This is a genomic window from Stenotrophomonas sp. NA06056, from assembly GCF_013364355.1.
In the GTDB taxonomy this organism is placed as follows: domain Bacteria; phylum Pseudomonadota; class Gammaproteobacteria; order Xanthomonadales; family Xanthomonadaceae; genus Stenotrophomonas.
Window position 1 is genome coordinate 205,101 of the sequence record NZ_CP054931.1, and the last position, 21,693, is coordinate 226,793.

Genomic DNA, 21,693 nt, shown 5'->3' on the forward strand with positions numbered 1-21,693 from the left:
CCGGCCGTCGCAGCCCCACCGCCGGTCACATGCCGGAGTAGTTCGGTCCGCCGCCGCCCTGCGGGGTCACCCAGACGATGTTCTGGGTCGGATCCTTGATGTCGCAGGTCTTGCAGTGCACGCAGTTCTGCGCGTTGATCTGCAGCCGCGCATCGTTGCCGTCACCGACGAACTCGTACACACCTGCGGGGCAGTAGCGTGCTTCCGGACCGGCGTACTCGGCCAGGTTCACCTTCACCGGAATGCTCGCATCCTTCAGTGTCAGGTGGCTGGGCTGGTCTTCGGCGTGGTTGGTGCTGCTGAGGAACACCGAGCTGAGGCGGTCGAACGTCAGCACGCCATCGGGCTTGGGATAGGCAATGCGCGTGTGCTTCGATGCCGGCTCCAGGCAGGCATGGTCCGGGATGCTGTGGCGCAGGGTCCACGGCGGATTGCGCACGCCCAGCTTCGGCAGCAGCCACTGCTCGATGCCGGTCATCAGCGTGGCCACGGTCTGGCCCTTCTTGAACCACTGCTTGAAGTTCTTCGACAGCTTCAGTTCGTCGTGCAGCCAGCTGGCTTCAAAGGCGGCCGGGTAGGCGCTGAGCTCATCGTGCTGGCGATCGGCTGCCAGCGCGTCGAAGGCCGCATCGGCGCACAGCATGCCGGTCTTGATTGCAGCGTGGCTGCCTTTGATGCGGCTGACGTTGAGGTAGCCGGCTTCGCAGCCGACCAGCGCGCCGCCGGGGAACACCGTCTTGGGCAGCGACATCAGGCCGCCGGCGGTGATCGCGCGCGCGCCGTAGCCGATGCGGGTGCCGCCTTCCAGATGCTTGCGGATCGACGGATGGGTCTTGAAGCGCTGGAATTCCTCGAACGGGCTCAGCCACGGGTTCTTGTAATCCAGGCCGACCACGTAGCCGATGGCGACCTTGCCACCGTCGGCGTGGTACAGGAACGCACCGCCGTAGGTATCGCTGTCCAGCGGCCAGCCGGCGGCGTGCACCACCAGGCCTGGCTCATGCTTGGCCGGGTCGATCTGCCACAGTTCCTTGATGCCGATGCCGTAGGCCTGCGGATCCTTGCCTTCATCCAGCTTGAAGCGGCTGATCAGCTGGCGGCCGAGATGCCCGCGCGCGCCTTCGGCGAACACCGTGTACTTCGCCTGCAGTGCCATGCCGCGTTCGAACGCCGGGCCAATCGTGCCGTCCTTTTCGATGCCCATGTCGCCGGTGGCAACGCCGATCACCGCGCCGTCATCGCCGTACAGCACTTCGGCCGCGGCGAAGCCGGGGAAGATCGCCACTTCCAGCGCTTCGGCCTGCTGCGCCAGCCAGCGGGTGACCTCGCCCAGGCTGATGATGTAGTTGCCTTCGTTGTGGAAGCACTCGGGCAGCAGCGCGTGCGGGGTGGTGCGCGCACCGGTCTCGCTGAGGAACAGGAACTCGTCGCGGGTGACCTTCTGCTTCAGCGGCGCACCGCGCTCGGCCCAGTCCGGGAACAGTTCGGTCAGCGCGCGCGGGTCCATGACCGCACCGGACAGCACGTGCGCGCCGGGCTCGGAGCCCTTCTCCAGCACACAGACCGACAGTTCACGACCGGCTTCGATCGCGCGTTGGCGCAGGCGGATCGCGGTGGCCAGGCCGGCCGGGCCGGCACCGACGATGACCACGTCGAATTCCATGACTTCACGCGGGGGCAGGGCGTTGGCTTCAGCACTCATCGATTGCATGACTCGTGGGTAGTGCCGGCATCGGGGCCACCGGCGGTTGCCTGGGAATCGCGCGTGCAGCCACGGGCGAAACGGTTGTTTGAATGTTGTCAGGGTACCGGGCTGCGCGTGATCGAGCTAGATCGGCGATGTTCACACCGCGATTGCTGCAATGCAGCGTAGTGCTGCAGCTCTGGTGGGTGCCGACCCTGGTCGGCACGCTCTGCCCGGATGACCGACAATGGCCGGGTCCCGACTGCGTGTGAGTGCCATGGCTTTGGATCCGTACGACCTGTTCGATGTCCGTTCCCTGCTCAGCGAGGAAGAGCGCGCGGTACAGGAAAGCGTGGCCCGCTTCACCAACGAGCGCGTGCTGCCGATCATCGGCGATGCCTTCGACCAAGCGCGGTTCCCCTCGGAACTGGTGCCGGAGATCGCCTCGCTGGGCCTGCTCGGCGCCACGCTGCCGGCCGAGTACGGCGGCGGCGACCTCGGCGCGGTCAGCTACGGCCTGATCTGCCAGGAGCTGGAGCGCGGCGATTCGGGGCTGCGCAGCTTCGTGTCGGTGCAGAGCTCGTTGTGCATGTACCCCATCTATGCCTACGGCAGTGAAGAACAGCGTCGGCAGTGGCTGCCGGCAATGGCGCGCGGCGAACTGATCGGCTGCTTTGGGCTGACCGAGGCGCATGGCGGTTCCGACCCGGCCAGCATGAAGACCCGTGCCGTGCGCGACGGCGACGACTGGCGCATCAACGGCAGCAAGATGTGGATCACCAGCGGCCCGGTGGCCGACCTGGCCATCGTCTGGGCGCAGACCGAGGACGGCATCCAGGGGTTCGTGCTGGAGAAGGGCATGCCCGGCTTCACCACGCAGGAAATCAAGCACAAGATGAGCCTGCGTGCGTCGCTGACCGGCGCGCTGTTCTTCGACGATGTGCGCGTGCCTGACAGTCATCGCCTGCCGAACGTGAAGGGGCTGAAGGGGCCGCTGGGCTGCCTGACCCAGGCCCGTTTCGGCATCAGCTGGGGCCCGATCGGCTCGGCCATCGCCTGCCTGGACGAAGCACTGGGTTACGCCAAGGAGCGCGTGCTGTTCGGCCGTCCGCTGGCCGCCACGCAGAGCGCGCAGATCAAGCTGGCCGAGATGGCCCGTCGCATCACCATGGCGCAGCTGCTGGCGCTGCAGCTGGGCCGCCTGAAGGAGGCCGGCCAGGTGCAACCGCAGCAGGTCAGCCTGGCCAAGTGGAACAACTGCCGCATGGCGATCGATATCGCCCGCGAGTGTCGCGATCTGCTGGGCGGCGCCGGCATCACCACCGAGCACGTGGCGATCCGCCATGCGCTGAACCTGGAATCGGTGATCACCTATGAAGGCACCGAGACCGTGCACCAGCTGGTGATCGGCCGCGAGCTGACCGGCATCAACGCGTTCTGAGCGAGGCGGGGAACAACCATCCACGCATGGCGTGGATCTACTGGGTGGGTGCCAACCTTGGTTGGCACATTCCTTCAGCGCGCGACCCAACATCTGTGCGGACCAAGGTCCGCACCCACCATGAGCGGTTCACCCCCATCAGAAGCGCTTCGCCGCCACCTGAAGCGGCCTACGCCCCGCCGGCAAACCCGTGCTGGCGCCACGCCTCGTACATCACCACCGCAACGGTGTTGGAAAGATTGAGGCTGCGGTTGTCCGGCCGCATCGGCAGGCGCAGGCGGCGACCATCGGGCAGGGCATCAAGCACGTCCTGCGGCAGGCCACGACTTTCCGGGCCGAACAGGAAGGCATCACCGTCTTCGAACGACACGCTGTCATAGCGGACGCTGGCACGGGTGCTCAGGGCGAACAACCGCTTCGGTGCGATCCGCGCCAGCGCAGTATCCAGGTCGGGGTGCACCTGCAGGCGCGAGTACTCGTGGTAGTCCAGGCCGGCGCGCTTGAGCTGCTTGTCTTCCAGTGCGAAGCCGAGCGGCTCGACCAGGTGCAGCTGCGCGCCGGTGTTGGCGCAGAGCCGGATCACATTGCCCGTGTTGGGCGGGATTTCCGGTTGGAACAGGATCACGTGGAACTGGGGCGCGGCATTCATCGGCGCAGTTTACCTGCGAAGGCCGCCGCCTTTACGGCGCACGCCCTGCTCGGGGCAGGGCGGCACCGCTTACGGGCGCAGCAGGACCTGGGCGGTTTCGGCAGCGAAGGCCTGCAGCTGGGCGGCGCTCGGACGCACCTGCAGGGCCGGCAGGTTGACGATCACCTGGTTGGCGACGCTGGTGGCGGCAGCGGCCAGGGTGGCGGCGTAGCGCTGGGCTTCCTGCTCGGCAGCCAGGGCAACACGCTGCTCCAGGCTCGGGCGCACCTCAACCGAGGCCAGGGTGGTGATCGGCAGCGCGGCGGCGACCGGGGCGGCGATGAAGCCGTCGCGCTCGCTCAGCTGGTCTGCGCTCGGGCGCACTTCGACAGTGGCGAGGGTCGGGATGCCGCTGGCCTGTTCCCAGGCCTGCTGGACCAGTTGGTCGGCGGCCGGGCGGACCTGCACGGTGGACAGGGTCTTGATGGATTCGGAGGCCTGCACCGACGAAACAACCGCGGTGCCGGCGATCAGGGCGATGGCGATGGCAATGGTCTTGGCGTTCATGACGGGGCCTGTTTAGTGTTGGTGAGCAGTGGTGTGGTAGTAAGGTAGAACACCAGTTCTGGGGATGCAAGCGGAATTTTCGATTTCCTGCTTTTGTTCAGTCTTCAGTCAGCTTTCGTCTGAAGCCCTTCCTGGCGCAGGAAGTACAAAGCAATCCGCGTGCCAACTTTTAGTCATTGATTCATAAGGTTTTTATGGCGACTCAGAAGTGTCCGCTGGGCGGACACCTGTCCATTCGCGTGCCGCGGACACTGTCCGGACGTGGATCGCCGCCGTTCGTGACGCTGGAAAAGGGGGCGCGATGGCCGATGTGGCCGATCACCCCCAGTGACTGGTGGCCGATACCGGTGGCGGCACGCCCGCGCTAGGATCGGGATTCACCTATGTGACCAAGGACCCGGATATGTCGCTCACCCTGCGCCCGCGCGCTGCGCTGCTCGCTGTTGCCCTCAGTACTGCTCTCGGCACGCTCGCGCCCACCTACGCGTTGGCGGCCAAGCCGGCCGCGACCAGCAAGGTCGATATCCCGTTCGAGCAGTTCACCCTGCCCAACGGCCTGCGGGTGGTGGTGCATACCGATCGCAAGGCACCGATCGTTGCGGTCAACATCTGGTACCACGTCGGCAGCAAGGACGAGCCCGCTGGCCGTACCGGCTTCGCGCATCTGTTTGAACACCTGATGTTCCAGAGCAGCGAGAACCACGACGGCGAGTACTTCGAGCCCTTCAAGCAGGTCGGTGCCACCGGCCAGAACGGCACCACCAATACCGACCGCACCAATTACTTCGAGAACGTGCCGACCACCGCGCTGGACATGGCGCTGTGGATGGAATCGGATCGCATGGGCCATCTGGTCGGTGCGATCGACCAGGCTGCGCTGGACGAGCAGCGTGGCGTGGTGCAGAACGAGAAGCGCCAGGGCGAGAACCAGCCCTATGGCCAGGTGTGGGAACAGCTCAACCGCGCGCTGTATCCGGTGGGCCACCCGTACCACCACAGCGTGATCGGCTCGATGAACGATCTCAACGCCGCCTCGCTGGATGACGTCAAGACCTGGTTCCGCACCTGGTATGGCCCGAACAACGCGGTGCTGGTGCTGGCCGGCGACATCGACCTGGCCACCGCCAAGGAAAAGGCCGCCAAGTACTTCGGCAGCATCCCGGCCGGCCCGACCATGGCGCAGCCGAAGGTGGACGTGGCCAAGCGCCCGGCCGACACCCGCGAGGTAATGACCGACAAGGTGCCGCAGGCCCGCATTTACCGCGCCTGGAACGTGGCCCAGGTCGGCACCACCGACATCGACCAGCTGCAGCTGCTCGCCTATGTGCTCGGCGGCGCCAAGTCCTCGCGCCTGAGCCAGCGCCTGCAGCACCAGGACAAGCTGGTGGACAACATCAGCGCCGGTGCCTTCGCCTCGCAGCTGGGCTCCAACTTCATGGTGATGGCCACCGTGAAGCAGGGCCAGGATCCGGCCAAGGTCGAAAAGATCATCGATGAGGAAATCGAGCGCCTGCTCAAGGACGGTCCGACCGCCGAAGAGCTGGCGCGCGCCAAGACCGGCTCGCGTGCCGGGTTCATCCGCGGCATCGAACGTATCGGCGGCTTCGGCGGCAAGGCCGACGCACTGGCCGAATGCACGGTGTATACCGGCGACCCGGGCTGCTTCCGCACCTCGCTGGCCAACATCGACAAGGCCACCGCTGCTGACCTGAAGCGCGTGGGCGCGCAGTGGCTGGACAAGGGCAGCCACACCCTGGTGGTCGAACCGGGCGCACGCGTGGCGCTGAAGGAAGACCCCTCGCAGGCGCCGAAGCCGTTCAACGTGCCGGCGGTGGACAGCAAGTACAGCACCCTGCCCGAGCAGGTGGATCGCAAGGCGGGCGTGCCGCAGACCCGTGAGTTCCCGCAGTTGAAGTTCCCGGCACTGCAACGCGCCACGCTGAAGAACGGCACCCAGGTGGTGCTCGCCGAGCGCCATGAAATTCCGGTGGTGCAGTTCAGTTACCAGTTCCCGGGCGGCTTCACCGCCGACCAGGGCCGCAAGCCGGGCACCGCCAACTTCACCATGAGCCTGATGACCGAAGGTGCCGGCAAGCTGGGTTCGCTGGCCTTCGCCGATGCGGCCGATGCGCTGGGTGCGGACCTTGATGCGTCTGCCGGACTGGATTCGGTGGACGTGGAACTGTCCGCGCTGAAGGAGAACCTGGTGCCGTCGCTGGCGCTGTACGCCAGCCTGCTGCGCGAGCCGCGCTTCGAGCAGAGCGAGATCGATCGGGTCAAGGCGACCTGGATCGCCGGCATCCAGCAGGAGAAGGTCAACCCGAACGCTGTAGCGATGCGCGTGCTGCCGCCGCTGCTGTACGGCAAGGGCCACCCCTACGCGATCCCGTTCACCGGCAGCGGTGACGAAGCGGCGATCAGCAGCCTGGGCCGCGAGGACCTGGTCGACTTCCACCGCGACTGGCTGCGTCCGCAGGACGGCACCCTGATCGTGGTCGGCGATACCACCCTGGCCGAGATCGTACCGCTGCTGGACAAGCAGCTGGGCGACTGGAAGGCCACCGGTGATGCGCCGACGGTCAAGGCCACTACTGCCGTGGCGCTGCCGAAGAGCCCGCGCGTGTTCCTGATCGACCAGCCGGGCGCGGTGCAGGCCAACCTGTTCGCCGGCCAGGTCGTGCCGCCGTCCAGCGATGCCGGCTCGACCCGCTTCGACATCGCCAACGGCGTGATCGGTGGCGACTTCACCTCGCGCCTGAACATGAACCTGCGCGAGGACAAGCACTGGTCCTACGGCGCCCGCACCAGTGCCAGCAACACCGTGGGCCAGCGCCCGTGGATGGCGATGGCGCCGGTGCAGATCGACAAGACCGGCCCGGCCATGGCGGAAATGCGCAAGGAGATCGCCGAGTTCGCCAACGGCAGCAAGCCGGCAACCGACGCGGAAGTAGCGCGCATCCGCAACATCCAGACCCTGAGCCTGCCTGGTGCCTACGAGACCGCCAGCGCGGTGGCCGCGACCATCGGCACGATCGTGCAGTTCAAGCGCCCGGACGACTACGTGCTGCGCCGCAAGGCCGAGATCGAAGCGATGACCCCGGCGCAGGTGCAGCAGGCGGCGGCGGAGATCAAGCCGCAGGCGCTGACCTGGGTGGTGGTGGGTGACCTCAAGCAGACCGAAGCGGCGGTGCGCGCCTTGAACCTGGGCGAAGTGACCGTGATCGACGCCGAAGGCAACCCGGTGAAGAAATAAGGGACAGGCCTGCCCGCTTCGGCGGGCAGGCCTGCCGCGGTAGTGCCGGCCGCTGGCCGGCAACCCCGTGATCCCGCCCCGGCTATCCCTGATTCAGATGGTTCAGGCACACTCCTGACATTCCCTTCCAGGTTCTGCCCATGCGCGTTCTGCTGCTGTCGTCCCTGTTGCTCACCGTCACCGCCTGCACCTGGGTGCCGATCGAACCGGCCGGCAAGGCGACCCGCGTGCTGCCGGCAGGCCCGGTACCGGCCGGGTGCATCTCCAAGGGCGAGGTGGTGGTGACCGTGAAGAGCAAGGTCGGCTTCTACAACCGCAACCCGCTGCGCGTGCAGGAAGAACTGGAAACCCTGGCCCGCAACGAGGCCCCGACCACCGGCGCCAATGCCGTGCAGGCCGCTGCGGCCCCCGCCGATGGCAGCCAGCGCTTCGCTGCCTTCCAGTGCCCGCCGCGCTGAATCCTTCACCATACGGCCAAGGCTGAATTCGTAAAGATGCGGTGAAGGCCCGGGGGGTTATAGAATAGCGCCCCCTTTGCCTGAGCCTTGGCGCTAACCTCGATGCTCTTCAAGAATGTCTCGATTGCCGGCCTGGCTCACGTTGATGCGCCGCACACGCTGACGACCAAGGAAATCAACGAACGCCTGCAGCCGACGTTGGATCGCCTGGGTATCCGTACCGACGTGCTTGGCGACATTGCCGGCATCCATGCGCGCCGCCTGTGGGACAACGGCGTGCTGGCGTCCGATGCCGCGACCATGGCAGGCCGCAAGGCACTGGAAGACGCAGGCATCAACGCGACGCAGGTCGGCCTGCTGGTCAATACCTCAGTCAGCCGCGACTACCTGGAGCCGTCCACCGCGTCCATCGTGTCGGGGAACCTGGGCGTCAGCGACGAGTGCATGACCTTCGACGTCGCCAATGCCTGCCTGGCCTTCATCAACGGCATGGACATCGCCGCGCGCATGCTTGAGCGCGGTGACATCGACTACGCGCTGGTGGTGGACGGTGAGACCGCCAACCTGGTGTACGAAAAGACCCTGGAGCGCATGACCGCACCGGACGTCACCGCCGACGACTTCCGCAATGAGCTGGCGGCGCTGACCACCGGTTCCGGTGCGGCCGCGATGGTGATGGCCCGTTCGGAGCTGGTCCCGGATGCGCCGCGTTACAAAGGTGGCGTGACCCGTTCGGCCACCGAGTGGAACCAGCTGTGCCTGGGCAACCTGGACCGCATGGTCACCGACACCCGCATGCTGCTGATCGAGGGCATCAAGCTGGCACAGAAGACCTTCAGCGCCGCCAAGATCGCACTGGGCTGGGCGGTGGAAGAGCTGGACCAGTTCGTCATCCACCAGGTCAGCCAGCCGCACACCGCTGCGTTCATCAAGAATTTCGGCATCGACCCGAAAAAGGTCATGACCATCTTCGGCGAGCACGGCAACATCGGTCCGGCCTCGGTGCCGATCGTGCTGAGCAAGCTCAAGCAGCTGGGCAAGCTGAAGAAGGGCGATCGGATCGCGCTTCTGGGCATTGGTTCGGGCCTGAACTGCTCGATGGCCGAAGTGGTCTGGTAAGACCCCCTGTAGAGCCGAGCCCATGCTCGGCTCACGCGCACAGCGCGGTTCCACCGCGGCCTGACCGGAGAGCAGCCGAGCATCGGCTCGGCTCTACACCGCGCCGCGATTCTCACTAGGTGCTCCGCATGCGCGATCTTCCCGGTTACCCCGCCCACCCGCAGCGCTTCGAGGTACGCCCGGGCCTGTCGATGAACTATCTCGACGAAGGCCCGCGCGACGGCGAGGTGGTGGTGATGGTCCACGGCAACCCGTCGTGGAGCTATTACTGGCGCACGCTGGTGGCCGGCCTGTCGGACAGATACCGCTGCATCGTGCCGGACCACATCGGCATGGGCCTGTCGGACAAGCCCGATGACAGCCGCTACGAGTACACGCTGCAGTCGCGCGTGGATGATCTGGACGCGTTGCTGAAGCACCTGGGCATCACCGGCCCGGTGACCCTGGCCGTGCATGACTGGGGCGGCATGATCGGCTTCGGCTGGGCGCTGTCGCATCACGACCAGGTCAAGCGCCTGGTGGTGCTCAACACCGCTGCGTTCCCGATGCCGACGGCGAAGAAGATGCCGTGGCAGATCGCGCTGGGGCGGCACTGGAAGATTGGCGAGTGGATCATCCGCACCTTCAATGCGTTCTCGTCCGGTGCGTCGTGGCTGGGCGTGGAGCGGAAGATGCCGGCCGACGTGCGCCGCGCCTATGTGTCGCCGTACAACAGCTACGCCAACCGCATCAGCACCATCCGCTTCATGCAGGACATCCCGCTGTCGCCGGCCGACAAGGCGTGGTCGCTGCTGGAGCGTGCCGGCAAGGCGCTGCCGTCGTTCGCCGATCGCCCGGCCTTCCTTGGCTGGGGCCTGCGCGACTTCGTGTTCGACCACCACTTCCTGAAGGGCTTCCAGGCCGCATTGCCGAAGGCGCAGGTGCATGCCTTCGAAGATGCCGGGCACTACGTGCTGGAAGACAAGCACGAGGTGCTGGTGCCGGAGATCCGGGCGTTCCTGGACAAGAACCCGATCTGAGAGGTGTGCCGACCAACGGTCGGCACCCACCGGGAGAAGGGTTGGGTAGGTGCCGACCGTTGGTCGGCACACCGGACTACGCCGCGATCGGGGCCTGTGGCGACGGGCTGTTGCCGTTGTCATCCGGGTGGTCGTCGTCGTTGCCGGCTTCATCGCGCCAGCGCCAGTCGGCCAGCGTCAGCGGATCCAGACCATAGGCGATGCGGGCCTTGTCGCACTGCGGGCTGGCCTTGCCGTACTCCCACGATGCGTCCACCTCGCGGCACACGCTGGGCCGGTTGGGGTGGATGGTGCAGCGCGAATACACGCCGATCTGCGCATCCAGCGCCACGCAGCGCACCGGCTTGGAGTGGGTGCCGCGCATGCACAGGCGATGCGGGTCGAGGACCTCGGTGAGCTGGTGCGGTACGCCACCGGGGGTGACCTCGTCCGATTCCATCCAGTGGAAGGCCACGCGGTACTGGGTGCAGCAGGCGCCGCAGGTCATGCAGGGATGTTGCATGGGCAAGCCGCCTCGGGCGGCATCGGGGAAGGGACGAAGATGCGGATTTTCCACGCTGGCGGCCGCCGCGCAAGAAATTCCGTAAGCGGCGACAATGAACGGATGAACCGATCCTGCAATATTGCGGCCCGATTGCCTGAACTGGCGCGTGAACGCCCCGACCAGATTGCCATCCGCTGCCCTGGCCGTCGTGGCGCCGGCAACGGCATGGCCGCCTACGACGTCACCCTGGACTACCGCCAACTGGACGCCCGCAGCGACGCCATGGCGGCCGGCCTGGCCGGTTACGGCATCGGACGTGGGGTGCGCACGGTGGTGATGGTGCGGCCGTCGCCGGAGTTCTTCCTGCTGATGTTCGCCCTGTTCAAGCTGGGCGCGGTGCCGGTGCTGGTCGATCCGGGCATCGACAAGCGCGCGCTGAAGCAGTGCCTGGACGAGGCGCAGCCGCAGGCCTTCATCGGCATCCCGTTGGCCCACGTGGCGCGGCTCGCGCTGCGGTGGGCGCCTTCGGCGACCCGTCTGGTCACCGTCGGCCGTCGCCTGGGCTGGGGCGGTACCACCCTGGCCGCGCTGGAGCGTGCTGGCGCCAACCGTGGTGCGATGCTGGCCGACACCGATGGCGAGGACACCGCGGCGATCCTGTTCACCAGCGGCTCCACCGGCGTGCCCAAGGGCGTGGTCTACCGCCATCGCCACTTCGTCGGCCAGATCCAGCTGCTGGGCAGCGCCTTCGGCATGGAGGCGGGCGGGGTGGACCTGCCGACCTTCCCGCCCTTCGCGTTGTTCGATCCCGCGCTGGGCCTGACCTCGGTGATTCCGGACATGGACCCGACCCGGCCGGCCCAGGCCGACCCGGGGCGCCTGCATGACGCCATCCAGCGTTTCGGCGTGACCCAGCTGTTCGGCTCGCCTGCGCTGATGCGGGTGCTGGCCAAGCATGGTCGACCGCTGCCGACGGTGACCCGGGTGACCTCGGCCGGTGCGCCGGTGCCGCCGGACGTGGTCGCCACCATCCGCAGCCTGCTGCCGGCCGACGCGCAGTTCTGGACCCCATATGGCGCCACCGAGTGCCTGCCGGTGGCAGTGGTCGAGGGGCGCGAGCTGGAGCGTACGCGCGCGGCCACCGAGGGCGGTGCCGGCACCTGCGTCGGCAGCGTGGTCGCACCGAACGAGGTACGCATCATCGCCATCGACGACGCGCCGTTGCCGGACTGGTCACAGGTGCGGGTGCTTGCGGTGGGCGAGGTCGGCGAGATCACCGTGGCCGGGCCGACCGCCACCGACAGCTACTTCAACCGCCCGCAGGCGACGGCGGCGGCGAAGATCAGCGAAACCCTGGACGATGGCAGTGTCCGTATCGTGCACCGCATGGGCGATGTCGGTTACTTCGATGCGCAGGGGCGGCTGTGGTTCTGTGGCCGCAAGACCCATCGCGTCGAAACCGCGCACGGACCGCTGTACACCGAACAGGTCGAGCCGGTGTTCAACACCGTGCCCGGGGTGGCACGCACGGCGTTGGTCGGCGTCGGCGCAGCCGGTGCGCAGGTGCCGGTGCTGTGCGTGGAGCTGCAGCGTGGCCAGTCCGACAGCCCTGCCTTGCGCGAGGCGCTGCATGCCACGGCCGCCGCGCGACTGCCCGAGCTGAAGCTGCAACACGTGCTGATGCATCCGTCGTTCCCCGTCGATATCCGTCACAACGCCAAGATCGGCCGCGAGAAGCTCGCCGTCTGGGCACGCGCCGAACTGGAGAAGCGCGCATGAAGATCCTGGTCACTGGTGGTGGTGGTTTCCTTGGCCAGGCGCTGTGCCGTGGGCTGATCGAACGTGGTCACCAGGTGCTGGCGTTCAACCGCAGCCATTACCCGGAGCTGCAGGCGCTGGGCGTGGGCCAGATCCGTGGCGACCTGGCCGACCCGCAGGCGGTGCTGCATGCGGTGGCCGGCGTCGATGCGGTGTTCCACAACGGCGCCAAGGCCGGTGCCTGGGGCAGCTACGACAGCTACCACCAGGCCAACGTGGTCGGCACCGACAACGTCATCGCGGCCTGCCGCGCCCATGGCATCGGCAAGCTGGTCTACACCTCCACGCCCAGCGTGACCCATCGCGCCACCCACCCGGTGGAAGGGCTGGGTGCGGACGAGGTGCCGTATGGCGAGGACTTCCAGGCGCCGTATGCGGCGACCAAGGCCATTGCCGAACAACGCGTGCTGGCCGCCAACGACGAGACCCTGGCGACGGTGGCGTTGCGCCCGCGGCTGATCTGGGGCCCGGGCGACCAGCAGCTGGTGCCGCGCCTGGCTGATCGTGCACGTGCCGGCCGCCTGCGCCTGGTGGGCGATGGCAACAACAAGGTCGACACCACCTACATCGACAACGCCGCGCTGGCGCACTTCCTCGCCTTCGAGGCGCTGGCACCGGGCGCAGCCTGCGCCGGCAAGGCGTACTTCATCTCCAATGGCGAGCCGCTGCCGATGCGCGAGCTGGTCAACAAGCTGCTGCAGGCAGTGGGTGCGCCCACCGTGGACAAGGCGATCAGCTTCAGGACGGCGTATCGCATCGGTGCGATCTGCGAGCGGCTGTGGCCGCTGCTGCGCCTGCGTGGCGAGCCGCCGCTGACGCGTTTCCTGGCCGAGCAGCTGTGCACGCCGCATTGGTACAGCATGGAGCCAGCACGTCGTGATTTCGGCTACGTGCCGCAGGTCAGCATCGAAGAAGGGCTGCGACGGCTGAAGGCGGCATCATGACGGCGGCATCACCGCGCTGAAGCCTTCATTACGCGCAGAGATCGCCATCACCGGTTGCACACCGGCAGATGCGCAGGATGGACACAACGCCACCCACGGCCGACCACCTGCGAGGAGCACCATGCTGCATTACGCCGTCATTTTCTTTGTCATCGCCATCATCGCCGCCGTGCTCGGCTTTTCCGGTATTGCCGGTGCCGCCAGCAACATCGCCTGGATCCTGTTCGTGGTGTTCCTGGTTCTGGCTGTGATCTCGATGTTCCGCAAGCGCACATGACCGCTTGAATGGTAGTGCCGGCCGCTGGCCGGCAACCTCGATAGTTGCGGGGTTGCCAGCCAGCGGCCGGCTCCACCAGCGCCGTTACCGCACGGCGCTGTGCAATCGGCGATCAGCTTCGTGGCGCGCCAACGCCAGTTCGATCAACCGCGTGATCAATGCGGTGTAGCCCACGCCACTGGCCCCCCACAACTTCGGATACATGCTGATGCGGGTGAAGCCCGGCAGTGTGTTGACCTCGTTGATGACGATCTCGCCGTCTGCGGTGAGGAACACGTCGACCCGCGCCATCCCGGCGCACTCCAGTGCCTGATAGGCCTGCAATGCAATCTGCTGGATGCGCGCCTGGGTTGCCGCATCGATTGCCGCCGGCACCACCACTTCAGCACCCTCTTCATTGATGTACTTGGTGTCGTAGGCGTAGAACTCGTCGTGCAGTACGACCTCGCCACAGATGCTGGCCTGCGGCCGCTCGTTGCCAAGCACCGCACACTCGATCTCGCGGCCGACCACGGCCGATTCCACCAGTACCTTGTGGTCGTAGCGCAGCGCCAATGCCATTGCCTCGGCGAAACCACCTGCATCCTTTACCTTGCTCACACCCACCGACGAACCCTGGTTGGCCGGCTTCACGAACAGCGGCAGGCCAAGTGCAGCGATCAGCGCTGTGACATCGACCGTATCGGCTTCATGGCGACGGATGCACACCCACGGCGCCACCTGCAGGCCCGCATCACGCAGCAGGCGTTTGGTCACATCCTTGTCCATGGCTACCGCCGAGCCCAGCACGGGCGAGCCGACGAAGGGCAGGTTGGCCATGCGCAGCAGCCCCTGCAGCGCCCCGTCCTCACCCAGTGGACCGTGCATGATCGGCAGCACCACATCGATCTGGCCCAGCGCGCTGCCCGCATCGGTCGGCTGCAGCTGCGCCTGCTCGGTACCGGGCAGCACCGCCAGCGCGGTACCGGAAGCATGCAGGGCGATACGTGCCGGATCGTCCGCATTGAGCAGGAAGGTATCCGGTTGGCTCAGGTGCCACTGGCCCTGCTTGTCGATGCCGATCAGCACCGGTTCGAAGCGCTCCCGATCCAGCGCATCGAGAATGTTCTTCGCCGACTGCAGTGAAACCTCGTGTTCGGAAGACCTGCCACCGAAGATGATGCCAACCCGGGTCCGTGCCATGGCGTTGCGATGTCCTGTGCGTTGCGTGGCTCCATAGCATGAACCTTCATCGGCCCTCCGCGTGAGGCACAGATGAACCAGAAATCCAGCCGCGCGTGTCATCCACGCATGGCGTGGATCTACCGTGTCGACCAAGGTCGACACCCACCAACGGCAGCAGCCGACCCCGTGCCGTTCCGACAGATCACGGGAACCTGTCGAAGGCGGGGTGGGTCCGGTTGCGGGGGCGTGAGCCGCATGGATGCGGCGACCGAGCTTACAGGGACGTACTTGCAGCGGCCCCCGCAACCGGACCCACCCCGCCTCCCCACAGGAAGCCAGCTTTTGATGTTGCCCTGGCTGTTGCATCTGCGGGTGCCGGGCGGCAGCCCGGCCCAAGCCCGCCACCCACGCAGGTAGAATGCGCACATGGCTCTTTCCCTGCTCAAGTCCCTCAAGCCGGTCGCTGGCCGCGCACTGCAGATCGCCCTGAACCGCGCGCTGGCGCTGGATCCGGATACCCGCCATGCACTGGCCAGCCTCGACGGTCGTCATATCGACCTGACCCTGGACGCGCCGCCCCTGGCGATGCGCATCAGCGTCGACGGCAACCAGTTGCGGGTTGGCCCAGTGGATCCGCAGGAAGCCGACCTGGCCGTGCGCAGCAGCCTGGCCGGTGTGCTGGCCCAGCTGCCGCTGCTGGCGCGTGCCCGCCAAGGCGCTGACAACGGCAAGGGCCGCGTACGCGTGGCCGGCGATGCCGAACTGGCGCGCCGCCTGCAGCAGCTGGCCAAGGGCTTCGATCCGGACTGGCAGCAGCCGTTCGTCAGCGTGTTCGGAGACGTGCTGGGCGTGCAGGTGGCCAACACCCTGCGCAGCGCCCTGCAGCATGCGCGCCAGGGCGCGATCGATCTGGCCCACAGCGCCGCTGAATTCATCACCGAGGAATCGCGCGACGTGGTGCCACGTGCCGAACTGGATGCATTCCACGACGACGTGGACGTGCTGCGCGATGATGTCGAGCGCCTTGGCGCACGCGTGCAGCGCCTGCGGGGTGCCGCATGAAGGCGCTGCTGCGGGCCAGCCGCATCGGCCGGGTGATCCTGCGTTACCGCCTCGACGACCTGCTGCAGGGCACGCCTGCCGAGCGCTGGCTGCGCCTGGCCAAGCCGTTCGTACCGCGCGCTTCAGCCGATATCGCCGCACAGTCGCGCGGCGCGCGCCTGCGCCTGGCGCTGCAGGACCTGGGGCCGATCTTCGTCAAGTTCGGGCAGATCCTGTCGACCCGCCGCGACCTGGTGCCGCCGGATGTGGCCAATGAGCTGACCCTGCTGCAGGACCGGGTCAAGCCCTTCGACGGCGATGCGGCGCGTCGCATCGTCGAAGAAGCACTCGGCCTGCCGGTCAGCGAAGCCTTCGCCAGTTTCGATACCGAACCGCTGGCCTCGGCGTCGATCGCGCAGGTGCACGCGGCCACGCTGGCCGACGGCCGCCAGGTGGTGGTCAAGGTGCTGCGCCCGGGCATCGAGAAGCAGATCGACGCCGACATCGCCCTGCTCAACTCATTGGCAGCGCTGGTCGAGCGCACCCATCCGCGCGCCGACAAGATCCGCCCGCGCGAAGTGGTGGCCGAGGTCGAGAACACCCTGGCCGCTGAGCTGGACCTGCAGCGCGAAGGCGCCAATGCCAGCGTGCTGCGCCGCTTCTGGGAGAACTCCGACGACCTGTATGTGCCGGAAGTGATCTGGAGCCATACCGCCGAGCGTGCACTGACGCTTGAGCGCGTGTGGGGCATTCCCTCCGATGACATCGCGGCGCTGGACAAGGCGGGCATCGACCGCAAGGCGCTGGCCGCCAAGGGGGTGCGGGTGTTCTACACCCAGGTGTTCCGCGACAATTTCTTCCATGCCGACGCACACGCCGGCAACATCTGGGTCGACATCGATCCGGCACGCCGCGACAACCCGCGCTTCATCGCGCTGGACTTCGGCATCATGGGCCAGCTTTCGCAGGAAGATCAGTACTACCTGGCCGAGAATTTCATGGCCATCTTCAACCGCGACTACCGCCGCATCGCCGAACTGCACGTGCAGGCGCGCTGGATGCCTGACAACGTGCGCATCGATGATCTTGAAGCAGCGGTGCGCTCGGTCTGCGAGCCGTACTTCACCCGTCCGCTGTCGCAGATTTCGCTGGCCGAAGTGCTGATGAAGCTGTTCCGCGTGGCCCAACGCTACCAGCTGACCTTGCAGCCGCAGTTGATCCTGCTGCAGAAGACCCTGCTCAACATCGAAGGTGTCGGTCGCCAGCTCGATCCGCAGATCGATATCTGGGCCGTGGCCAAGCCGGTGCTGGCGAAAATCCTGCGCGAGCGCTACAGCCCGCGCAGGGTGGTACGCGAGATCGGCAAGCGCCTGCCGGAAATCATGACCCACGCGCCGGACATGCCGCGCCTGGTGCACGCCTGGCTGACCCAGCAGGTGGAAGGCCGCCACGAACTGGCGATGCGTTCGCGCGACCTGGTCGCCCTCGATGCCAGCCTGCAGCGGCTGCAGAAGCGCGCGGTCGGGGCGATCACCGGCGTCGGCCTGCTGGCGATTGCCGCATTGATGTACGTGCTGCAGCCGCCGGGTTGGTACTGGGGCGATGTGCCGGCGTGGAGCTGGCTCTCCGGTGCGGTTGGCGTGTTCGCGCTGGCGCGCGCGTGGTGGCGATGACCGCCGCCTGCTGAAACGGCGACGACAGCGGACCGTCGTCGCCGACCGTACTACCAGCGGTAGCCCAGGCCCACCTGCGAATGCACGCTCTGGAAACGATCCAGGCGCGTCTTGTGCCAGGTCTTGCCCAGCCCGACGTCGAGTACCAGATGCTCGCCCAGCGGCTGGCTGCGGCGCAGGAACACGCGTTTGGCATCATGCTCGCGCAGCAGCAGCGGGTCGTACTCGGCGGTGTAACCCGACGTGCCACTGCCCAGCCACAGTTGGGTAGAGCCGTGGCCCTGGCTGTCCTTCAGGCGAAGCGATACGGTGCTGCCGTGGCCATCGGGACCGTTGGACTGGCGGTGGCGCTCATGCTTGAGCGATGCCGTCAGCCGCGGGAAGTAATGGGAAGCACCGACCGACCAGCCGCTGACGTAGCCGCTGCCGTGGTACTCGGCGTACTTGCCACCCAGGCTCAACACCGTCTGCCCGCCCACTTTCCACAGAATGTCCTGGTTGATCTGGCGGTTGACGAAGACCGGATCGTCGTTGGAAGCAACCAGCGCGGTTCGCGTTGCGATCGTGGCTGACCAGTCGTGGTGCAGCGAACCCTGCACGCGGTTCCCGCTGTAGCGCGAGGTACCGTAGTCGCGCTCGCCGTGGGCCAGGCCCAGGTGCCAGCGACTGGCGTCGGTACGACCTGCAACTTCCACGGTCTGCACGTCGCGCTTGCCGAAGCCTTCGTTGTAGTCGGTGTGGTCCAGTTGCAGGGAAACACGGTCGACACCGGCATGGGCGCTGGCCGCAGCCAGCAGCAGGGCGCACGACAGTGCACCACGATTGATGAATCGCATGGTGATTACTCCAGGGGTTGGGATTGCAGGTGTTGCAGCAGGCGATAGCGGCCTGATGGCAGGTTTCGTTCCACGACGATCCGTGGGCCGAACTGGCTGCCCGGTGCGACGATGCGGCCGGGCAGGATGATCACGCCGACGCCCAGCGCTGCGCCTGCACCGATCCAGGCGCCCAGCTTGTCGCGCTGGCTGTCGATGATCTGGTCATCGACATGCACGGCGATCGAGGTGCCGTCGAGACGGTGGTTGCTGGTGCGTACAAGGGCGCCAAGATAGGCATCGTCGTCGATGCGGCTGTCACCGATGAAGCACTGCGGACCGATGCTGACCCGCTGGCCGACCACGGTGTTCTTCAGCTCGCTGCAGAAGCCGATGCGGGTGCCTTCACCGATGTGCAGCGGACCACGCAGCAGCGCATGGTTGCCGATCAGGCAGTCGCGTCCGATCGACACCGGCCCCTGGATGTGGGCGCCATTGCAGATGCGGCTGCCGGCGCCGACATGGACGGCGCCGCGCAGCGTCGCCTGTGGCGATATGTCCGCGCGTGGGTCGAGCTGGGGTTGCAGTGATGCCAGTTCGCGAGCCATCGCTTCCAGTTCACTCCACCACATGCGGATACCTCGTCGGCTTGTCGCGTGCAGGCTCGCGGCCGGTGAACAGCCCCTTCAGTCCATGGATCAGCCAGACCGCATAGGCCAGCAGCACATACAGAACGGAGAACGCTGCCGCTGGCACCAGCCATGCACGCCGGTGGTGCACGGCACTGACCAGGCCCAGCGTCATCACGATGCCGATCCAGACCAGCGGCACCACCGCCACCACCAGGCCAGCAGGGCCATGCACCGTAGCGGCGCCGAATCCCACCTGCAGCCCAGCGGCGATGCCCAGCAGCGCCAGCAGGATCATCGGCAGGATGCTGAAGAGGCCGAAGCGGGTCAGCAGCAACCGCCGATGCAGGCGCATGCACACCGCGTAGCCGACGATCCAGCGCCGCCAGCGTCGCCATTCCTCCACCAACGTGCTGCATTCCTGCGGATAGACCACGCAGCGGATGCTCTGCCGTACACGATAGCCCTGGGCCACCAGCGACCAGGACATGTCCAGATCTTCGACCCGGGTACGGTCGGAAAACCCCACCTTGCGCAGCACGCTGGTGCGGAACAGCCCGCAGGAGCCGGAGACGATGAACGGTGCTCCGCCCAGCCACTGCTGGAAGCTGCGCTTGATGACGATCATCGGCAGCTTCAGGCTGGCCCGCACGTGCGGAAGAAAGCCGGCGCCCTGCAGGCATGACGATGGCACACCCCCCACCGCATCGGCACCGCGTTCGATTTCCGCCAGCAGGTGGCCCAGGCCGGCACTGCGCGGATCGACGCGGGTGTCAGCATCGGTCAGGAACACCTGGGCGGTGGTCACATGCTGCAGCCCATGCATCAGTGCCCCGCCCTTGCCGGTGTTGGCCTGGTGCACGGCGAGCAGACGACCCGGCCACTCCAGTTGCAGCGCGTCCAGCACCTGCGCAGTGGTATCGGTGGAGCCATCGTTCACGCAGATCACCCGCGCGATGTATGGGTTGTGCAGTAGATCGGTGAGCGAGCGTTGCAGGCAGGGTGCTTCGTTGTAGGCCGGCACGATCGCATCGATGCTGCGCAGCTGCCCGCTGGGCCTGCGCGTTGCGTGGACCAGCAGACGCACGACGATGAAGGCACACATCGCCACGAACAGCAGGGTCTTCATCACAGCACCAGCCGATGAGGCAGGAAACCCTCGCTGGGACCGATGCCCACCTGCTGGCCGCGGAACTGGGCATGGCAGCGCAGATGGCTTTCCTGCATGTAATGGCGACCGCCCTGGCTGGCGTGCTCGCGTAGTGCGCGGATCTTCAGTTCCAACTGCACGCTGATGTCTTCAAACACCTGCGGTGCGAACTGCGGCAGCGTGCTTGGGCTTTCGTAGCACAGGATCTGCGGAACGCTGCGACAGGCGACGATCGAGGCTTCATGGACGGTGCGATGATCCTGGTGATGGTCTTCGCCGCACATCATGTAGACGCGTCGCGGTTGGATGGCTTCGCACGCCTGTTCCAGCGCGCTGATGATGGCGTTGCGGCAGGACGGAAAACAGGTGTCCGGGAAATCATGCTGCAGCACCTGCCGGGCGCCGAGTTGCCGCAGCGCGCGATGCGATTCGTCGCTGCGATCAGCGCCATCGTGGCAGCCGCGGCCACCGCGGCTGAGTACCAGGGCGTGGATGCGGGCGCCGGCGAAGGCGAGTTTGGCCAAGCTGCCGCCACAGCCCAGTTCGATGTCATCAGGGTGGGCGCCGATTGCCAGGATGTCGTGGGCCATGGCCATGTCCTTGCGGGATTCCAGGGGGAATGCGACAGATGCGTTGAGCGCACTGCTGCGGGCGCGGACTATGGCAATGGCCAGGTGAAACAGGGCCTAGGAACATTACGAAAATGGGTCGAAGCCCGGCGCAGGCCTTGCCGCGCAACAAGAAGAGTAGGTGTGGCATCCGCCACCGGTGGTTGACGAAAGTGTCCAGGGAGGTGGATGACGTCAATGCGCAGATGCGGACACGTGCTGTGGAAGCAGCGAGAATGGTGGTGGTGCATCGCCATCCGGTGTTTGCCCGTACCGCGGAGATCGCGTTGATGGACCTGGCTGCACTGAAAGATGAACTGGCCCGCTTCGGCACCCACAACGACGCGAACGAAACCGAGCGCGGCCGGCGCATGCTCAACATCACCGCCGACACCGGGGAACTGCTGTCGGTGCTGGTGCGTTTCGGCAACGCGCGGCGCGTGCTGGAGATCGGCACGTCCAATGGCTACTCCACGCTGTGGCTGGCCGAGTCCGCTGCTGCCATCGACGGCCACGTAACCACGCTGGAGTTCGCCGCCGACAAGGTGGCGATGGCCCGCGCGACGTTCGCCCGCAGTGGGTTGGGGGAGTGCATCGAGCTGGTTCACGGTGATGCCGGGCAGTGGCTGGCGCAGGCAGTGGATGGCTGTATCGACCTGCTGTTCCTGGATTCGGATCGCGGGCAGTACGCAGGCTGGTGGCCGCAGCTGCGTCGGGTGCTGCGTCCCGGGGGCTTGCTGGTGGTCGACAACGCCACCTCGCATGCCAGTGAGATGGAGCCGCTGCGCGCCCTGTTGGCCGCCGAGGCTGGGTTCACCACCAGTCTGGTGCCGGTGGGCAATGGCGAGCTGCTGGCGGTGCGCAACGCCTGATTGCTCTACAGATAGCAGAGCAGCCGAGCGTGGGCTCGGCTCTACAGAA

20 protein-coding genes are annotated in these 21,693 nt (G+C 66.6%); 11 read left to right on the forward strand and 9 right to left on the reverse strand.

All coding sequences use genetic code 11. From position 1 onward, the window contains the following. Positions 1 to 25 precede the first annotated feature (25 nt). Complete coding sequence (locus tag HUT07_RS00875) at positions 26 to 1,702, reverse strand: electron transfer flavoprotein-ubiquinone oxidoreductase (protein WP_176019316.1); 1,677 nt, start codon at positions 1,700 to 1,702, stop codon at positions 26 to 28. Between the two features lie 259 nt (positions 1,703 to 1,961). On the opposite strand from HUT07_RS00875, the gene HUT07_RS00880 reads away from it, so the two are divergent. Beyond that, positions 1,962 to 3,125, forward strand: coding sequence for an acyl-CoA dehydrogenase family protein (locus tag HUT07_RS00880; RefSeq protein WP_176019317.1), 1,164 nt, complete (start codon positions 1,962 to 1,964; stop codon positions 3,123 to 3,125). 169 nt (positions 3,126 to 3,294) lie between these two features. Here the strand turns inward: HUT07_RS00880 and HUT07_RS00885 are convergent, their stop codons facing one another. After that, positions 3,295 to 3,774, reverse strand: coding sequence for a tRNA (cytidine(34)-2'-O)-methyltransferase (locus tag HUT07_RS00885; protein WP_176019318.1), 480 nt, complete (start codon positions 3,772 to 3,774; stop codon positions 3,295 to 3,297). A 69-nt stretch (positions 3,775 to 3,843) separates the two neighbouring features. After that, entirely contained in the window at positions 3,844 to 4,320 is a 477-nt protein-coding gene (locus tag HUT07_RS00890) for a hypothetical protein (RefSeq protein ID WP_176019319.1), read from the reverse strand. Between the two features lie 403 nt (positions 4,321 to 4,723). Here HUT07_RS00890 and HUT07_RS00895 point away from each other — a divergent pair, with 403 nt between their 5' ends. The 4 genes from HUT07_RS00895 to HUT07_RS00910 all read left to right on the forward strand — a co-directional run bounded on the left by HUT07_RS00895 (position 4,724) and on the right by HUT07_RS00910 (position 10,169). Next, positions 4,724 to 7,573 carry a pitrilysin family protein gene (locus tag HUT07_RS00895; protein ID WP_176019320.1) on the forward strand — a complete coding sequence of 950 codons (2,850 nt, stop codon included), beginning with the start codon at positions 4,724 to 4,726 and terminating at the stop codon, positions 7,571 to 7,573. A gap of 140 nt (positions 7,574 to 7,713) precedes the next feature. Then, a complete protein-coding gene (locus HUT07_RS00900; protein ID WP_025875855.1) occupies positions 7,714 to 8,031 on the forward strand; it encodes a DUF4156 domain-containing protein in 318 nt (105 codons plus the stop codon). Between the two features lie 102 nt (positions 8,032 to 8,133). Further along, a complete protein-coding gene (locus tag HUT07_RS00905; RefSeq protein WP_176019321.1) occupies positions 8,134 to 9,150 on the forward strand; it encodes a 3-oxoacyl-ACP synthase III in 1,017 nt (338 codons plus the stop codon). A gap of 128 nt (positions 9,151 to 9,278) precedes the next feature. Continuing rightward, entirely contained in the window at positions 9,279 to 10,169 is an 891-nt protein-coding gene (locus HUT07_RS00910; protein ID WP_176019322.1) for an alpha/beta fold hydrolase, read from the forward strand. A gap of 76 nt (positions 10,170 to 10,245) precedes the next feature. Here the strand turns inward: HUT07_RS00910 and HUT07_RS00915 are convergent, their stop codons facing one another. Then, entirely contained in the window at positions 10,246 to 10,671 is a 426-nt protein-coding gene (locus HUT07_RS00915) for a YkgJ family cysteine cluster protein (RefSeq protein WP_004135417.1), read from the reverse strand. Between the two features lie 102 nt (positions 10,672 to 10,773). On the opposite strand from HUT07_RS00915, the gene oleC reads away from it, so the two are divergent. From oleC to HUT07_RS00930, 3 genes are all read left to right on the forward strand, one after another. After that, positions 10,774 to 12,432: an olefin beta-lactone synthetase gene (gene oleC, locus HUT07_RS00920; RefSeq protein ID WP_176019323.1), complete on the forward strand. Its 1,659-nt coding sequence runs from the start codon at positions 10,774 to 10,776 to the stop codon at positions 12,430 to 12,432. Then, a complete protein-coding gene (oleD, locus tag HUT07_RS00925; protein WP_176019324.1) occupies positions 12,429 to 13,415 on the forward strand; it encodes a 2-alkyl-3-oxoalkanoate reductase in 987 nt (328 codons plus the stop codon). Before oleC ends, oleD begins: the two co-directional genes overlap by 4 nt. Positions 13,416 to 13,536: 121 nt before the next feature. Beyond that, positions 13,537 to 13,692, forward strand: a complete 156-nt coding sequence (locus HUT07_RS00930; protein WP_025875842.1) for a DUF1328 domain-containing protein — start codon at positions 13,537 to 13,539, stop codon at positions 13,690 to 13,692. An 84-nt stretch (positions 13,693 to 13,776) separates the two neighbouring features. Here the strand turns inward: HUT07_RS00930 and ddlA are convergent, their stop codons facing one another. Beyond that, positions 13,777 to 14,874 carry a D-alanine--D-alanine ligase gene (gene ddlA, locus HUT07_RS00935; RefSeq protein ID WP_176019325.1) on the reverse strand — a complete coding sequence of 366 codons (1,098 nt, stop codon included), beginning with the start codon at positions 14,872 to 14,874 and terminating at the stop codon, positions 13,777 to 13,779. A gap of 408 nt (positions 14,875 to 15,282) precedes the next feature. Here ddlA and HUT07_RS00940 point away from each other — a divergent pair, with 408 nt between their 5' ends. Together HUT07_RS00940 and ubiB are read left to right on the forward strand one after the other, a co-directional pair. Continuing rightward, a complete protein-coding gene (locus tag HUT07_RS00940) occupies positions 15,283 to 15,918 on the forward strand; it encodes an SCP2 sterol-binding domain-containing protein (RefSeq protein WP_176019326.1) in 636 nt (211 codons plus the stop codon). Beyond that, entirely contained in the window at positions 15,915 to 17,570 is a 1,656-nt protein-coding gene (gene ubiB / locus HUT07_RS00945) for a ubiquinone biosynthesis regulatory protein kinase UbiB (protein ID WP_176019327.1), read from the forward strand. Before HUT07_RS00940 ends, ubiB begins: the two co-directional genes overlap by 4 nt. A 50-nt stretch (positions 17,571 to 17,620) precedes the next feature. Here the strand turns inward: ubiB and HUT07_RS00950 are convergent, their stop codons facing one another. Genes HUT07_RS00950 through HUT07_RS00965 form a run of 4 tightly spaced genes read right to left on the reverse strand, consistent with a single transcriptional unit; the run spans position 17,621 to position 20,754 of the window. Continuing rightward, positions 17,621 to 18,406, reverse strand: coding sequence for a YaiO family outer membrane beta-barrel protein (locus HUT07_RS00950; protein WP_176019328.1), 786 nt, complete (start codon positions 18,404 to 18,406; stop codon positions 17,621 to 17,623). Positions 18,407 to 18,411: 5 nt separating this feature from the next. Continuing rightward, a complete protein-coding gene (locus HUT07_RS00955) occupies positions 18,412 to 19,017 on the reverse strand; it encodes an acetyltransferase (protein WP_176019329.1) in 606 nt (201 codons plus the stop codon). After that, entirely contained in the window at positions 19,004 to 20,143 is a 1,140-nt protein-coding gene (locus HUT07_RS00960; protein WP_176019330.1) for a glycosyltransferase family 2 protein, read from the reverse strand. The genes HUT07_RS00955 and HUT07_RS00960 overlap by 14 nt, the downstream gene beginning before the upstream one ends. Then, on the reverse strand, positions 20,143 to 20,754 hold the full coding sequence (locus HUT07_RS00965; RefSeq protein ID WP_176019331.1) for a PIG-L deacetylase family protein: 612 nt from the start codon (positions 20,752 to 20,754) through the stop codon (positions 20,143 to 20,145). Before HUT07_RS00965 ends, HUT07_RS00960 begins: the two co-directional genes overlap by 1 nt. A gap of 308 nt (positions 20,755 to 21,062) precedes the next feature. Between HUT07_RS00965 and HUT07_RS00970 the strand changes: the two genes are divergently transcribed. Further along, the gene (locus tag HUT07_RS00970) at positions 21,063 to 21,644 is read left to right on the forward strand and encodes a class I SAM-dependent methyltransferase (RefSeq protein ID WP_176022452.1); all 582 of its coding nucleotides are present in this window, start codon (positions 21,063 to 21,065) and stop codon (positions 21,642 to 21,644) included. The last annotated feature ends 49 nt before the right edge of the window (positions 21,645 to 21,693 follow it).